We start from the raw sequence: 15403 nt of genomic DNA on the forward strand, positions 1-15403 counted from the left end.
GAAATCAGCTTCAATTACCTGGGCGCGCCGCGCGGCGTCGACAACGCCTGGTTCCAATGCCGCGGCTCGGCCAGCTCCTGGCCGGCGAACCAGCGCTGGATGGGCGTGGCCGGCAGCGGGCCGGCGGCCGCGGCGTCTTCCTCGGCCGCCGCCGTGCTAAGCGCGGCGGCCAGCTGGCGGATGCTGGGCTCCAGCAGCAGCTGGCGCGGACTCAGCGCCAGGCCTTGAGCGCGGGCGCGGGCGACCACTTGCAGCGAGAGGATGGAATCGCCGCCGAGGGCGAAGAAGTTGTCGTCGATGCCGGGCAGCGGCACGGCGAGGACGTCGGCCCAGATCTGGGCCAGCGCGCGTTCGGCGTCCGAGCGGGCTTCGACGCGCAGGGCGGTGCTGAGCGCTTGCGGCGCGGGCAACGCGGCGCGGTCCACCTTGCCGTGATGGGTCAGCGGGAAACGCTCCAGCGCCACGATGACGGCGGGCAGCATGTGTTCGGGCAGCTCGGCGGCCAGCGCGGCGCGCAGCGCGGTGGGTTCGGCGTCGCCGACGGCGTAGGCGACCAGGCGCGGTTCGCCGGCGGCGGGGCGGTCCAGCAGCACCAGCGCCTCGCGCACCGCGGGCAGCCGGCACAGCGCGGCTTCGATCTCGCCCAGCTCAATGCGGAAGCCGCGCAGCTTGACCTGATGATCGGCGCGGCCCAGGTATTCGATCTCGCCGTCGGCGCGGCGGCGGGCCAGATCGCCGGAGCGATACAGACGGGAGCCGTCCGTGGCGAAGGGATTGGGCAGGAAACGGGAGGCGGTCAGCGCCGGACGGTTCCAATAGCCACGGGCGACGCCGGGGCCGCCGACATAGATCTCGCCGGGCACGCCGACGGGCACCGGCTGCAGGAAGCGGTCCAGCAGATGGAAGGCCAGATCGGGAATCGGCTGGCCGATCACCTGCCCTTTTCGGGCGTCGAGATCGGCCTGACGGATGGCGCGCTGAGTCACGTGCACGGTGGTTTCGGTGATGCCGTACATATTGACCAGCTCGGGACGCTGATCGCCGCGTTGTTGGAACCAGGGCTCCAGGCTGGCCAGCTCCAGCGCCTCGCCGCCGAAGATCACCAGGCGCAAGTCGGGCAAGGCGTGAGCGGCGGCGGCGGGAATCAACTGGCGGAAGGCGGCCGGGGTCTGGTTCAACACCGACACCCGGTGCTGTTGCAGCCAGCCGGCGAAAGCCTCCGGCGAGCGGGACACCCAATAAGGCACCACCAGGCAAGTGCCGCCAAACAGCAGCGGTCCCCAGATCTCCCAGACCGAGAAATCGAAGGCGTAGGAGTGGAATAGCGACCACACATCATCGGGGCCGAAAGCGAAGCGCTCCGAGGTGGCGGCGATCAATCGGACCACATTGTGATGGCTGACCACGCAACCCTTGGGGGTGCCGGTGGAGCCGGAGGTATAGATGACGTAGGCGGCCTGCTGCGGATGCAGACGGCGCGGCGGCGGGGTGTCGTCGCCGGAGGAGACGGCGACGTCCAGCCAGCGCAGCGCGAGGCCGGCGGGCAGGGCGTCGGCGGATTCGGCGTCGCCGACGACGACGTGGATGGCGCTGTCGCGGACCAGGAACTCCAGGCGCTCGGCGGGATAGCCGGGGTCCAGCGGCACATAGGCGGCGCCGGCCTTGAGAATGGCGAGGATGGCGACCAGCAGATCCGGCTGGCGCTGGCAGCACAGGCCGACGCGCTGCTCGGGCCGCACGCCGAGCTGGAGCAATTGGCGGGCCAATTGATTGGCGCGGGCGTCCAGCTCGCGGTAGCGCAGCGCGGCGGTGTCGCCCTGAACGGCGATACGCTCAGGGAAGGCCTGGGCGGCATGCTCGAACCAGGCGCAAAGATCGGGATGCGGCGGCGTGACGACGAGAGGCGTCGGGCCCAGGGCCTGGGCGGTTTGTTCGGCGTCCAGCAGCGGCGCGGCCAGCCAGTCGGCGTCCGGGTCGGCGGCCAGCGCCGTCAGCGCCTGTTGCAGATAGGCGGCCATGTCCTCGATCTGCGGCGCGTCGAATTCCGCCTCGTCCCAGGCCAGCGTCAGCTCCAGGCCCTGGTCGCGGGGGTCGCGGCTGAACTGCACCAGGCAGGGGAAGTCGGTTTCCTCGAACACTTCCACGCCTTCTACCGTCACCTCCGGCAAGCGCAGCGCCTGTCCGTAGACATGGAAGTGGATGTAGTTGAAACCGACCTCGAAGCCGCGCCGCCCCTGATTCAGTTGCATGACGGCGGCCAGCGGCAGGCGGCGCAAGGGCTGCAGCGCGGTTTCCTCGGCGAAGACGCCGCGCGCCAATTGCGCCCAGCTGCCGGCTTGCAGCGCCACGTTCAGCGGCAGGGTGTTCAGGAACAGGCCCAGCGCGGCGGCGCTGTCTTCGCGCTCGGGGCGGCTGTGGGTGACGTAGCCGGTGCTGGCGGCGGCGGAACCGGTCAGCAGCGCCAGCACGCGCAGATGGGCGGTCAGCAGCACGGTCTTGAGCGGCAGCGCCAGCCGCACGGCGGCGGCGTCCAGCGCGCCGGACAGTTCGGCCGGCAGCATGCGGCTGAGGCGGCGGACGCTGCGCGCGCCGGCGGCTGGGCGCGCAGGCCTCAGCCGGGGCAGGATGGAGGCTTCCGTTCCGGCCAGCCGTCGTTGCCAGGCCGCTTTCAGCGCCGGGTCCTTCTCGGCCTGTTTCTCTTGCTGGATGAACAGCGCGCTCAGCGCGCCGGCCGCGTCGCTGCCGGCTGTGCTGTCCGGCTGGCGGGCCAGCCGCAGCAAGTCGGTGACCAGGGTGGCCACGCTCCAGCCGTCCAGAATCGCGTGATGGAAGCTCAGCGTCAGCCGCGCGCGGCCGGTTTCCAGCCGGAACAGGGCGAGGCGCAGCAACGGCGGGGATTGCGGCTGGAAGGGCCGGGCTTTTTCCGCGGCGACGAAGTCGGCCAGCGCCCGGCTTTGCGCCTCGGGCGCCAGTGCGCGCAAGTCGGCGACGCTCAAAGGAATGTCGCCGTCGCGATGGATCAGTTGCAGCGGTTCCGAGTAGGCGTTCCAGTGGAAGGTGGTGCGCAGCGCGGCGTGGCGTTCCGCCAGGCGGCGAACGGCGGCGCGCCAGGCGGCCTCGTCCCAGGGCAGGCGCAGGTCGAAGCTGAAGATGTCGTGGAAGATGGCGCCGTTTTGCGACAGCTCGCTGTGGAACAGCATGCCGGCTTGCAGCCGCGACATCGGCAGCGCTTCGATCACATCGTCGGGCAAGCGCAGCCGGTCGGCGTCGGCAATCAGGGAGAAGGGCCGCCGCGCGGCGGCTTCGTGGCCGGCGGCCGCGTCCGGCGCTTCGCACAGCTGACGGATGGTGGGCAGGCTGAACAGTTTTTGCACGCTCAGGGCCAGGCCCTGGTCGCGGGCGCGGGCGACGACTTGCAGGGAAAGGATGGAATCGCCGCCGAGGGCGAAGAAGTTGTCGTCGATGCCGGGTGTGGGCACGGCGAGGACCTCGGCCCAGATCTGGGCCAGCGCGCGTTCGGCGTCCGAGCGGGCTTCGACGCGCAGGGCGGCGCTGAGCGCTTGCGGCGCGGGCAGCGCGGCGCGGTCCACCTTGCCGTGATGGGTCAGCGGGAAACGCTCCAGCGCCACGATGACGGCGGGCAGCATGTGTTCGGGCAGCTCGGCGGCCAGCGCGGCGCGCAGCGCGGTGGGTTCGGCGTCGCCGACGGCGTAGGCGACCAGGCGCGGTTCGCCGGCGGCGGGGCGGTCCAGCAGCACCAGCGCCTCGCGCACCGCGGGCAGCCGGCACAGCGCGGCTTCGATCTCGCCCAGCTCAATGCGGAAGCCGCGCAGCTTGACCTGATGATCGGCGCGGCCCAGGTATTCGATCTCGCCGTCGGCGCGGCGGCGGGCCAGATCGCCGGAGCGATACAGACGGGAGCCGTCCGTGGCGAAGGGATTGGGCAGGAAACGGGAGGCGGTCAGCGCCGGACGGTTCCAATAGCCACGGGCGACGCCGGGGCCGCCGACATAGATCTCGCCGGGCACGCCGACGGGCACCGGCTGCAGGAAGCGGTCCAGCAGATGGAAGGCCAGATCGGGAATCGGCTGGCCGATCACCTGCCCTTTTCGGGCGTCGAGATCGGCCTGACGGATGGCGCGCTGAGTCACGTGCACGGTGGTTTCGGTGATGCCGTACATATTGACCAGCTCGGGACGCTGATCGCCGCGTTGTTGGAACCAGGGCTCCAGGCTGGCCAGCTCCAGCGCCTCGCCGCCGAAGATCACCAGGCGCAAGTCGGGCAAGGCGTGAGCGGCGGCGGCGGGAATCAACTGGCGGAAGGCGGCCGGGGTCTGGTTCAACACCGACACCCGGTGCTGTTGCAGCCAGCCGGCGAAAGCCTCCGGCGAGCGGGACACCCAATAAGGCACCACCAGGCAAGTGCCGCCAAACAGCAGCGGTCCCCAGATCTCCCAGACCGAGAAATCGAAGGCGTAGGAGTGGAATAGCGACCACACATCATCGGGGCCGAAAGCGAAGCGCTCCGAGGTGGCGGCGATCAATCGGACCACATTGTGATGGCTGACCACGCAACCCTTGGGGGTGCCGGTGGAGCCGGAGGTATAGATGACGTAGGCGGCCTGCTGCGGATGCAGACGGCGCGGCGGCGGGGTGTCGTCGCCGGAGGAGACGGCGACGTCCAGCCAGCGCAGCGCGAGGCCGGCGGGCAGGGCGTCGGCGGATTCGGCGTCGCCGACGACGACGTGGATGGCGCTGTCGCGGACCAGGAACTCCAGGCGCTCGGCGGGATAGCCGGGGTCCAGCGGCACATAGGCGGCGCCGGCTTTAAGGATGGCGAGGATGGCGACCAGCAGATCCGGCTGGCGCTGGCAGCAGAGTCCGACGCGCTGTTCCGGCAGCACGCCGAGCTGGAGCAATTGCCGGGCCAATTGATTGGCGCGGGCGTCCAGTTCGCGGTAGCGCAGCGCGGCGGTGTCGCCCTGGACGGCGACGCGTTCGGGGAAGGCCTGGGCGGCATGCTCGAACCAGCTGCACAGATCGGGGTGGGGCGGCGCGACGGAAGCGGGCAAGGCGGCGGCGCGCGGCGGCTTGGCCAGCGTTTGCTCTGGATCGCGCAAGAGGCTGTGCAGCAAGGGTTCCACGCCGTCGATGAAGGCGGCGGCGTCCAGCTCGGCGAAGCCGGCCAGATTGTAATCGAGGTCCACTTTCACCGGCTGGCGGGAGTCCGCCTCGCGCACGAAGACCTTCAGCGGATAGTGCTGCGACAAGGCGCGCATCGCGGTCATATTGCTGACGGTGCCGTCGAACATGGCGTCGTAATCGTGCTTCTCAAACGACAGGCTGATTTCGTAGGGCAGCCGGTCTCGGCCGAGGCCTTCGGTTTCGCCTATCGGGAAGCGGTGATGGCGGAAGTCGGCTCTCAGCTCGCGCTGGATCAGGCTGAGCAGCTCGGCGAAGCTCCAGTGCGGCCGCAGCTTCAGACGCAGCGGGCACAGGCTGGCGAACAGGCCGGGGGTGTTCTTGGCCAAGGCGCTGCGGCGGTTGAGGATGGGCAGCGCCAGCAGCAGATCGTCGGCGCCGAATTCCCGCAGCGCGTGGGTGTAGATCAGGCCGATGAAAAAGTGGAAGACAGTGGCCTGGTGCGCGGCGGCCAGTTCGCCGATGCGGCTATAGCTTTCCGCCGATAGCTGGAAACTGCGCTGACCGCAGGCCAGTTGTCCGCCGGCGTCGGCGAACAGCCGGGTTGAGTAGCCGGCGAGCTTGTCTTGCCAGTATTGCCGGTCTTTCTCGTAATGGCGCGACGCGTAGTAGCCATCCTCTTCCTCCACCTGCTCGGCCGGCGTCATCGTCGACGCCGGCTCCGGAGACAGGCCTTGGCGCAGGCTGTTGTAGTAGCGGCATTTCTCGCCGTAGAGCCGGGCGATGGCCCAACCGTCGAAGGCGATGTGGTGGAAACGGCCGTACAGGATGAAATCCTCTTCCCCGTGGCGCAGCAAGGTGTAGGCGGCCAGCGGCGTTTGACCGTCGAAGGGGAAGGCGCGGGCGAAATCGCGCTCGGTCCATTGCTTGGCCGCGGCCTCCGGGTCCGCCTCGCCGCGGGTGTCTATCACCGTCAGCGGGCAAGGGTGGCGCGGGCAGAGCACTTGGCGCGGCTGACCGCCGGCTTCGTCTATGGCGATGCGCAGCGCCGGCGTGTGTTCCATCAGGGAGACGAGCGCGGTTCGCAGGGTTTCGATATCGAGAGCGCCCTGGATTTTGATGAAACCGCCGATATTGAACAGTTCGGGCGCGGAGAATAACGATTGATGAAAATAGATTTCCAGCTGCCGGCGTGTAAGCGGGAAGGTTTTCATTTGAGTTATTCCAATCTTATTTAGAAAGTATTATGCCGAAATATGCTTTTGTACTGCCTTGTGTGTCGCGTAAATCTACACCGATGTGAATTAAATTAGTGAAGCAATTTAACTGGTAAATAAGTCAGGTTTTTAATACTTGCGGTACATGATAGCGTCATTCTATTAAGATAATGGGATAGCTGATGCAGCGATTCGCATTATTGATTTTCAAATATTCTTGCTGAATACGGTTTAAATGCTGCTTGTTTAACTCGTATTGTTTTTATCTTTACTTTTGCATTTGCGAGGAGTTTTGAAATGAGTTCGAATGATGCGGAAAAACCATTGGCCGCCAGCCGTCGCGACTTTTTGACCGGGGCCTTGAAATTGACTTCCGCCGGGGCTTTGGCGGGCTGGTTGCCGGCCGAGCGGATCATGGCGGCGAGGCTGACTTGCAGCCAGCCCAATAACTTCCCGGCGGACATTCCCCTATATAAGCAAAGCTTCAAAAACTGGGCCGGCGACATCAAGGTGGACGATGTCTGGACTTGCGCGCCGCGTTCCGCGGACGAAGTGGTGAAGGTGGCCAACTGGGCCAAGGACAACGGCTACAAGGTGCGCGCGCGCGGCATGATGCACAACTGGTCGCCGTTGACGCTGGCCGCCGGCGTCAGCTGCCCGGCGGTGGTCTTGCTGGACACCACGCGCTATCTGACCGCGATGTCCGTCGACGCCTCGGGCCCGGTGGCCAAGGTCACCGCCCAGGCCGGCATCACCATGGAAGCCTTGCTCACCGGAATGGAAAAGGCCGGTCTGGGCGTGACCGCCGCGCCGGCGCCCGGGGATCTGACCCTGGGCGGGGTGCTGGCCATCAACGGTCACGGCACCGCGATTCCGGCCAAGGGCGAACGCCGCCTGGCCGGCGCCAGCTACGGCTCGATCAGCAATCTGGTGCTCAGCCTCACCGCCGTGGTCTACGACAAGGCCAGCGGCGCTTACGCCTTGCGCAAGTTTGCCCGCAACGATCCGCAGATCGCGCCGTTGCTGGCGCACGTGGGCCGCTCGCTGATCGTGGAAGCCACCTTGCAGGCGGCGCCCAACCAGCGCCTGCGCTGTCAGAGCTGGTTCAATATTCCCTATACCGAAATGTTCGCCACGGCGGGCAGCGGCGGGCGCACCTTCGCCAGCTATCTGGACAGCGCCGGCCGGGTGGAGGCGATCTGGTTCCCCTTCACCAGCAATCCCTGGCTCAAGGTGTGGACGGTGACGCCGAACAAGCCGCTGTTCTCCCGTCAGACCGACAAGCCGTTCAACTACCCCTTCTCGGATAATCTGCCCGACGAAGTGACCGATCTGGCCAACAAGATTCTGTCGCTGGGCGACGGCAAGCTGACGCCGGCCTTCGGCAAGGCGCAGTTCGCCGCGGCCAGCGCCGGCCTGGTGGCGACGGCCAGCTGGGACCTGTGGGGCTGGTCCAAAAACCTGCTGCTCTACGTCAAGCCCACCACCTTGCGCGTCACCGCCAACGGCTACGCGGTGCTGACCCGCCGCGAAAACGTGCAGCGCGTGCTCAACGAGTTCGTCACCTTCTATCAGGCGAGGGTGCAGGCCTATCAGCAACAGGGCCGCTATCCGATGAACGGGCCGGTGGAAATCCGCGTGACCGGGCTGGACGATCCTAGCGAGACGGCCTTGAACGGCAGCGTGGCGCCGGCCTTGTCCGCCATCCGCCCGCGGCCGGACCATCCGGAATGGAACGCCGCGGTGTGGCTGGACATCCTGACGCTGCCGGGCACGCCTTACGCCAACCAGTTCTATCGCGAGATAGAGCAGTGGATCGAGGCCAATTTCAACGGCTCCTACGCGACGGTGCGTCCGGAATGGTCCAAGGGCTGGGGCTATACCGACCAGGCGGCGTGGGCGGATTCCGCCATGCTGCAAACGACTATTCCCAACGCCTTCCGCGCCGGCCAGCCGGCGTCGGCCAATTGGGACGCGGCCAAGGCGGCGCTGGCGACGTATGACCCCTACCGCCTGTTCTCCTCGCCCTTGCTGGACAGCCTGGGCCTCTGAACGGCTTTCCGACGCTGGAGCTTGTTGAAGACGGCGCGCCCTCCGATGACGGCGCGCCGTTTTTTGCCGCGCGCTCGCCTCCGCCGGGCCGCGGGCGCTACACTGCAAGCATCGCCGCCGCGCCGGATTCGCGCCCCTTAGCCCAGCCATGTCCACCTGCTACGCCCAAGTCGATTGCAATTCCTTCTACGCTTCCTGCGAGCGGGTGTTCAACCCGCGCCTGGCCGGCGCGCCCATTGTCGTGTTGTCCAACAACGATGGCTGCATCGTGTCGCGCTCGGCCGAGGCCAAGGCGCTGGGCGTGCCGATGGGCGCACCTTACTTCCTGCACAAGGCGCGGCTGGAGCAGCTGGGCGTGGCGGTGTTCTCGTCCAATTACACGCTGTACGGCGATTTGTCCGGCCGCGCGATGCGGCTGCTGGCCGGTTTCGCGCGCGCGCAGGAGGTGTATTCGATAGACGAATGCTTTCTGGACATCGGCGGCGAACCGGAACCGGAGCGGCTGGCGCAGCGGATGCGCGACGCCATGTCGCGCGGCCTGGGCCTGCCGGTATGCGTCGGCATCGGCCCCAGCAAGACCTTGGCCAAGCTGGCCAACCACCTGGCCAAGCTGGACCCGTCCCGCGACGGGGTGATGAATCTGCAAGCGCTGGACGCGGCGGAGCGGCGAACGCTGCTGGCCGAGGTGGCGGTGGAGGAGATCTGGGGCGTGGGCCGCAAGCTGTCGGCCAAGCTGTGTCTGGAGCGCATCGGCCACGCCGCGGCGCTGGCGGCGGCGGACCGGGATTGGCTGATCCGCCGTTTCGGCATCACCGTGGCGCGCATCGCAGACGAACTGGACGGCCTGTCCTGCCTGAGTCTGGAGGAGGCGCTGCCGCCGCGGCAATCCTTGATGTCCACGCGCTCTTTCGGCCACAAGGTGACGCGTTTGGAAGAGGCGCGCGAGGCGGTGGCGATGCACGCGGCGCAGGTGGCGGAGCGCTTGCGCCGCCAGGGCTCGCTGGCTTCCTTTCTGCAGGTGAGTTTGCAGCGCGGCGTGTATCAGCAAGGCACGGTGCAGCGGGACAGCGAGGTGGTGCCCTTGTTGCCGGCCAGCGCGGACAGCCGGGTGCTGGCGGCCGCGGCCGGGCGGGCGGTGGAGCGTTTGTGGCGGCCCGGCGCCGGCTATCAGAAATGCGGGGTGATGGCCTGGCAGCTGGTGGACGCGGAACGGGCGCAGCCGGATTTGTTCGCGGAGGGACCGGATCCGGAAAAGGCGCGGCGCCTGATGGCGGCGCTGGACGCGATCAACCATCGCATGGGCCGCGGCACGGTCAAGCTGTTGGCGGAAGGGCTGGAGCAGCCGTGGAAGATGAAGCAGGACATGTTGTCGCCGGCCTACACCACGCGCTGGGAGGACATCCCGGTGGCGAAGGCGAAGTAGGCGCGGCCGGATGCGGCGGAAAGCGGATGGGGCCCCGGCTCTTGGAGTAAAATGCCGCTCTTGATTTGCAACCTGCGGGGCCAGGGCGGCGGCTATAGTGCAATCAAGCCGCCGCGCGCCGCACTTGAAAGCCAGACATTGAACCCTCTGTTTGCCCAGCCTTGCGCCATCGTCGACTTGGAAACCACCGGCGGCCACATCAGCCGCGACCGCATTACCGAGGTGGGCGTCATCCTGATCGACGGCGACCGGGTGGAGCGCTTCAGCTCTCTGATCAACCCCGGCCAGCCCATCCCTCCCTTCATCGAGAACATGACCGGCATCTCCGACGCCATGGTGGCGGCGGCGCCGAGCTTCGCCGATCTGGCCGAGCGCTTGCTGACCATGCTGTCCGGCCGCCTGTTCCTGGCGCACAACGCGCGCTTCGATTACGGCTTCCTGAAAAACGAATTCCGCCGCGCCGGACTGCGCTTTCAGAGCCAGTCGCTGTGCACGGTCAAGCTGTCGCGCCGGCTCTACCCGCAGTTTTTCAAGCACAGCCTGGACAGCCTGATAGAGCGTTACGACATCCGCCTGCCGGAGCGGCACCGGGCCTTGGCGGATGCGGAAGCGGTGCATCGCTTCCTAGGCATCGCCAGCCAGGAACTGGGCGAAGCGGCCGTGGGCGCGGCGATGGCGGCGGTATTGGCCGCGCCGCCGGAACTGGCCGGCCTGCCGGCGGCGCTGCAAGAGCAACTGGAGCTGCTGCCGGACGTGCCGGGGGTGTACGCGCTGTACGGGGAGGAGGGCAAACCCTTGTACGTGGGCAAGGGCGGCAATCTGCGCACGCGGGTGCTGGCGCATTTCGCCGCGGTCAAGGGCGGCGGCAAGAGCCGCGAAGTGCATATCGGCGAGCCCATCGGCCGGGTGGAGTGGCAGGAGACCCTGGGCGAGTTCGGCGCGCACTTGCTGGAACTGCGCTTGATTCACGCCTTGAAGCCGCAGCATAACCACCGCGGCAAGCTGAGCCCGGAGCTGTGCTCCATCCAGCTGGAGACGGAGGACGGCTTCACCCGCCCCAAGGTGGTGTACGCGCGCGAGCTGGATTTCAGCCGCACCGCGGATTTGTACGGCCTGTTCCGCCATGCGCGCGAGGCGCGCAAGATCCTGGCGGAAATCGCGCTGGGCAACGCGCTGTGCCAGTCGGTATTGGGCGTGGAGGCGGTGACCAGCCGCAAGGGCGCGCCGTGCGCGGCTTTGAAGCTGGGCCGCTGCCGCGGCGCCTGCATCGGCCGCGAGCCGGCGGAGGTGCACAATATCCGGCTGCTGGGCGCCTTGGCCAAGTTGAAGGTGAAGGCCTGGCCGTTCGCCGGCGCGATCGCGGTGGTGGAAACTGACGAAGTGACCGGCGAGCGCGCCGAGCATGTGTTCGACCGCTGGTGCTATCTGGGCTCGCGCCAGGGCGACGACGGCCCGCTGGAGGGCGCGCCGTCCTTCGATCTGGACAGCTACAAGCTGCTGGAAGGCTGGCTGCGCAAGCCGGCGGAGGGCACGGCGCTGCGCGAGCTGTGAACTGGAGGTGCTCACGAAACCGCTGATCCAGCGTTGCGCCTACTGGTACTGCCTGCGTCCGCGCGCCTTGGCTCAGCTTCTCTGCGTGGTTTTGTGCGCAGCTTTTAGAGCCTGTTCACGATCTTTTGTAGGTGTGGTTAAGCGTTGCTAGATACGTAGGTAACCACGTATCCGACGCCCCCAGGTCCCTTCAAGCCTGCTGTAGGGTGGCAGGCCCGAGGTCTTAAGCGGCTGCTTGTTCGAGCACCGCGACGTTAGCGCGCCATCACTGAGCGAATCGAAGATTCGCACGTAGAGAGTTCAGCCGCGCCTCGGGCCTGACGGGACCCGGCGGGAAGCCGCAGGCCAGGCTTGCAGGGCGGCCTTTAGGGTAAAGGGAGATTTGGCCGCGCAAATCTCCCTTTCCGTTTTATTCCCTCGCGACGCTACGCTTGCCTCGCTCGGTCAGGGCGGAACCGGCCCTAAATCATCATCCGCGCAGCGGATTCAATGCCTTGCCTTGAGCGACACCCTCGATCTGAAAAGATCGTCAACAGACTCTTAGAGCCAGTTCTTCAGCAGCAAGGCCGCCAGCAGGATGGCGATCAGCGCCAGCAGCCAGTTCTGGCGCTTCTGTTCCCGCATCAGCTGGATGTAGCCGCTGATCAGCAGCTCGCTGTTGGCGGAGGACAGCGCGTCATTCAGCTTGCGCGGCAGCGTGGGCAGGGTGGTGGCCCATTGCGGCGCTTCGTGCTTCAGCGTGCGCAGCAGGCCGCGCCAGCCTATCTGCTCGTTCATCCACTTGGTCAGGAAGGGCTTGGCGGTGTCCCACAGATCCAGATTGGGATCCAGTTGGCGGCCCAGGCCTTCGATATTGAGCAGGGTCTTTTGCAGCAGCACCAGTTGCGGCTGGATTTCCACATTGAAGCGGCGGCTGGTCTCGAACAGGCGCAGCAGCACCATGCCGAAGGAGATTTCCGACAGCGGCTTCTCGAAGATGGGTTCGCACACGGTGCGCACCGCCGCTTCCAGCTCCTCGGCGCGGGTGTCTTTCGGCACCCAGCCGGATTCGATGTGGGCGGTGGCCACGCGGTGGTAGTCGCGGTTGAAGAAGGCGAGGAAGTTGACCGCCAGATAGTGCTTGTCGGTGTCGGTCAGGGTGCCGACGATGCCGAAGTCCAGCGCGATGTAGCGGCCGTCGGCGGCGACGAAGATATTGCCCGGGTGCATGTCGGCGTGGAAGAAGCCGTGGCGGAACACCTGGGTGAAGAAGATTTCCACGCCGAAGCGGCTGAGCTTGGTGAGGTCCACGCCGGCTTCGCGCAGCCGGTCCACCTGGCCCACCGGGATGCCGTGCATCCATTCCAGCGTCAGCACGTCGCGGCTGGTGTAGTCGTAGAACACCTCGGGCACGATCAGCATGTCCGAGTTCTTGAAGTTGCGGCGCAGCTGCGAGGCGTTGGCGGCCTCGTGCATCATGTCCAGTTCGTCGTGCAGGTATTTGTCGAACTCGGCCACCACTTCGCGCGGCTTCAGCCGCTTGCCGTCGGTGAACAGCTTCTCCACCCAGCCGGCCAGCGTGCCCATCAGCGCCAGGTCTTGCTCGATCACCGGCTGGATGCCGGGGCGCAGCACCTTGACCGCCACTTCGCGGCCGCGGCCGCCGTCGGGCCGGCGCAGCCAGGCCTTGTGCACCTGGGCTACGGAGGCGCTGGCCACCGGGGTGTTGTCGAAATCGATGTAGAGTTCGTCCACCTTGCGGCCCAGGCTGCGTTCTATCATCTCGCGCGCCTGCAGGCCGTCGTAGGGCGGCACCCGGTCTTGCAGCCGGGCCAGTTCGTCCGCGTAGTCCGGCGGCAGCAGATCGCGGCGGGTGGACAGCACCTGGCCGAATTTGACGAAGATGGGTCCCAGGCTTTCCAGCGCCAGCCGTACCCGCTGCGGCAGCGGCGCGCTGGTGTCGCGGCGCAGCGGCAGCAGGCCGAACAGCTTGTGGACGAAGCCGAGCTTGGAATGGCCTTCCAGGAAGTCGTCCAGGCCGAAGCGGTAGAAGGTGGAAACGATCTTGATGAAGCGCGAAGTCCGCATGTGCCGTCAGGCCTTTGTCTGTTCTTGTTGCAGCGCGGCCTGCAGCCGCGCCAGGCGTTTTTCCAGGCGGCCGGCGTCATCGCGCAAGGTGTCCACCGCGGCGACGAAGCCTTGCACCTGGCGGCGGCCGGCCAGCACCGGCGTTTCCTCGCGCAGATGCTCCACCCAGTTGGCGGCCAGCCGCCAGGCCACCTGGCCCTTGAAGCCGAGCAGGCCGCGGGCCAGGGTTTCCGCGCGCTGGGCGGCGGCGTCGCCCACCAGCCGGGACAGATCCTCGGCGGCGTTCCATTGCAGGCGGCCCAGCAGGCGGCCGAGGGCGGCGGCCAGTTCGGCGTCGCCTTCCAGCTGGATGTCGCTCAGCGCCGGGTCGCGCCCGGCCGCCGCCGCCAGCGCGACGGCGTGTTTGAGCCGCACCGTGGCTTCCGGCTCGCCCTCGCAGGCGGCCAGCCAGCCGTCGTCGGTGAACACGCCGGCCACGTGGAAGGGCGGCAGCGCCACGGCGACGCGCCGGCCGGCGTGCGCGGCCAGTTCCGCCCGCACCGCCGGGTGTTGGTTCAACAGGTGGTTGAATGCCGCGATCTGGATGCCCATGCGCTGTCTCCGCCGTGATTGGAAGGTGAAAGGGTCTAAGGCCGCATTGCCGGAGCGCCGCGGATCGTAATCAGGCTCTTAGAAGCTGTTCAAAGTCTTGCGAGCCAGAGCGAGACAAGGCGAAAACGAGCGAAAAAGCGGAATGTACACCTGGCACATGAGCATTTTGAGCTTGGTTTCAACACCGTATCGCTGACGCGCAGCAGACTTTGAGCAGGGTCTTAGAACTTGTAGCCCTTGTGCAGGGCCACCACGCCGCCGCTCATATTGTGGTAATCCACCTTGCCGAAGCCGGCGTCCAGCATCATCTGCTTCAGCGTTTCCTGATCGGGATGCATGCGGATGGATTCGGCCAGGTACTGGTAGCTGTCGGGGTCGTTAGCTACCAGCTTGCCCATCACCGGCAGCGCTTTGAAGGAGTAGAAGTCGTAGAACGGCGACAGCGGTTTCCAGACTTTGGAGAACTCCAGCACCATCAGCTTGCCGCCCGGCTTCAGCACCCGGCACATTTCCTTCAGCGCCGCGTCCTTGTGGGTCATATTGCGCAGGCCGAAAGCCACCGACACCGCGTCGAAGTAATTGTCGGGGAAGGGCAGCTTCTCTGCGTCGGCCAAGGACACCGGCAGCACCAGGCCGTCGTCCAGCAGCCGGTCGCGGCCCACGGTCAGCATGGAGCTGTTGATGTCGGTCAGCCACACTTCGCCGCTCTTGCCCACGCGCTTGGCCCAGCCGCGCGACAGGTCGCCGGTGCCGCCGGCGATGTCCAGCACCTTGTCGCCGGCCTTGACGCCGGAAGTGGTCAGGGTGAAGTGTTTCCACACCCGGTGCAGCCCGCCGGACATCAGGTCGTTCATCACATCGTATTTCTTGGCCACCGAGTGGAACACATCGGCCACCTTGGCGGCTTTTTCGCTTTCGGCAACGGTCTTGAAGCCGAAGTGGGTCGTCTTGTCCATGGTCACTCCCTGCTCGCGCCTGCGGCGGCGAGGCGATTGAGATAATCCTGCCAGTACTGGTCGCGCTTGGCGCCCAGCTCGTATAGATAGCTCCAGCTGTACAGTCCGCTGTCGTGGCCGTCGTCGAAGGTGATCTTCAGCGCGTAATGGCCCACCGGCTCCAGCGCGGTGACGGCGACATGGCGCTTGCCCACTTGCAGCACTTCCTGGCCGGCGCCGTGGCCGCGCACTTCCGCCGAGGGCGAGTAGACGCGCAGGTATTCGCAGGGCAGCTCGAAGCGGGCGCCGTCGTCGAAGCTGATTTCCAGCACGCGCGACACCGCGTGCAGCTGGATTTCCTGCGGCGCGGGCGCGTCGGGAGAGAGTCCGGACATGGTCTGATCCTCAAAGGCGGCCGATTAAGC

General features: G+C 66.8%; 8 protein-coding genes. 3 read left to right on the plus strand and 5 right to left on the minus strand.

Annotation, left to right across the window (positions count from 1 at the left end; genetic code table 11):
- Positions 1 to 14: 14 nt before the first annotated feature.
- Positions 15 to 6356, minus strand: coding sequence for a non-ribosomal peptide synthetase (locus NK214_RS03465; protein ID WP_253313772.1), 6342 nt, complete (start codon positions 6354 to 6356; stop codon positions 15 to 17).
- Between the two features lie 300 nt (positions 6357 to 6656).
- Here NK214_RS03465 and NK214_RS03470 point away from each other — a divergent pair, with 300 nt between their 5' ends.
- From NK214_RS03470 to NK214_RS03480, 3 genes are all read left to right on the plus strand, one after another.
- The gene (locus tag NK214_RS03470) at positions 6657 to 8411 is read left to right on the plus strand and encodes a cholesterol oxidase substrate-binding domain-containing protein (RefSeq protein WP_253313773.1); all 1755 of its coding nucleotides are present in this window, start codon (positions 6657 to 6659) and stop codon (positions 8409 to 8411) included.
- Between the two features lie 148 nt (positions 8412 to 8559).
- Entirely contained in the window at positions 8560 to 9834 is a 1275-nt protein-coding gene (locus NK214_RS03475; RefSeq protein WP_253313774.1) for a Y-family DNA polymerase, read from the plus strand.
- A gap of 51 nt (positions 9835 to 9885) precedes the next feature.
- Positions 9886 to 11385 carry an exonuclease domain-containing protein gene (locus tag NK214_RS03480; RefSeq protein WP_253313775.1) on the plus strand — a complete coding sequence of 500 codons (1500 nt, stop codon included), beginning with the start codon at positions 9886 to 9888 and terminating at the stop codon, positions 11383 to 11385.
- Between the two features lie 540 nt (positions 11386 to 11925).
- On the opposite strand, the gene ubiB is transcribed toward NK214_RS03480, so the two are convergent.
- The 4 genes from ubiB to NK214_RS03500 form a co-directional block, all read right to left on the minus strand.
- Positions 11926 to 13452 carry a ubiquinone biosynthesis regulatory protein kinase UbiB gene (gene ubiB / locus NK214_RS03485; protein ID WP_253313776.1) on the minus strand — a complete coding sequence of 509 codons (1527 nt, stop codon included), beginning with the start codon at positions 13450 to 13452 and terminating at the stop codon, positions 11926 to 11928.
- Between the two features lie 6 nt (positions 13453 to 13458).
- The gene (locus NK214_RS03490; protein ID WP_107798088.1) at positions 13459 to 14043 is read right to left on the minus strand and encodes an SCP2 domain-containing protein; all 585 of its coding nucleotides are present in this window, start codon (positions 14041 to 14043) and stop codon (positions 13459 to 13461) included.
- A gap of 221 nt (positions 14044 to 14264) precedes the next feature.
- Positions 14265 to 14999 carry a bifunctional demethylmenaquinone methyltransferase/2-methoxy-6-polyprenyl-1,4-benzoquinol methylase UbiE gene (gene ubiE, locus NK214_RS03495; protein ID WP_048409245.1) on the minus strand — a complete coding sequence of 245 codons (735 nt, stop codon included), beginning with the start codon at positions 14997 to 14999 and terminating at the stop codon, positions 14265 to 14267.
- Between the two features lie 2 nt (positions 15000 to 15001).
- On the minus strand, positions 15002 to 15373 hold the full coding sequence (locus NK214_RS03500) for a gamma-butyrobetaine hydroxylase-like domain-containing protein (protein ID WP_107798089.1): 372 nt from the start codon (positions 15371 to 15373) through the stop codon (positions 15002 to 15004).
- Between the last annotated feature and the right edge of the window lie 30 nt (positions 15374 to 15403).

It is taken from the genome of Chromobacterium sp. S0633 (assembly GCF_024158805.1).
Classification (GTDB): domain Bacteria; phylum Pseudomonadota; class Gammaproteobacteria; order Burkholderiales; family Chromobacteriaceae; genus Chromobacterium.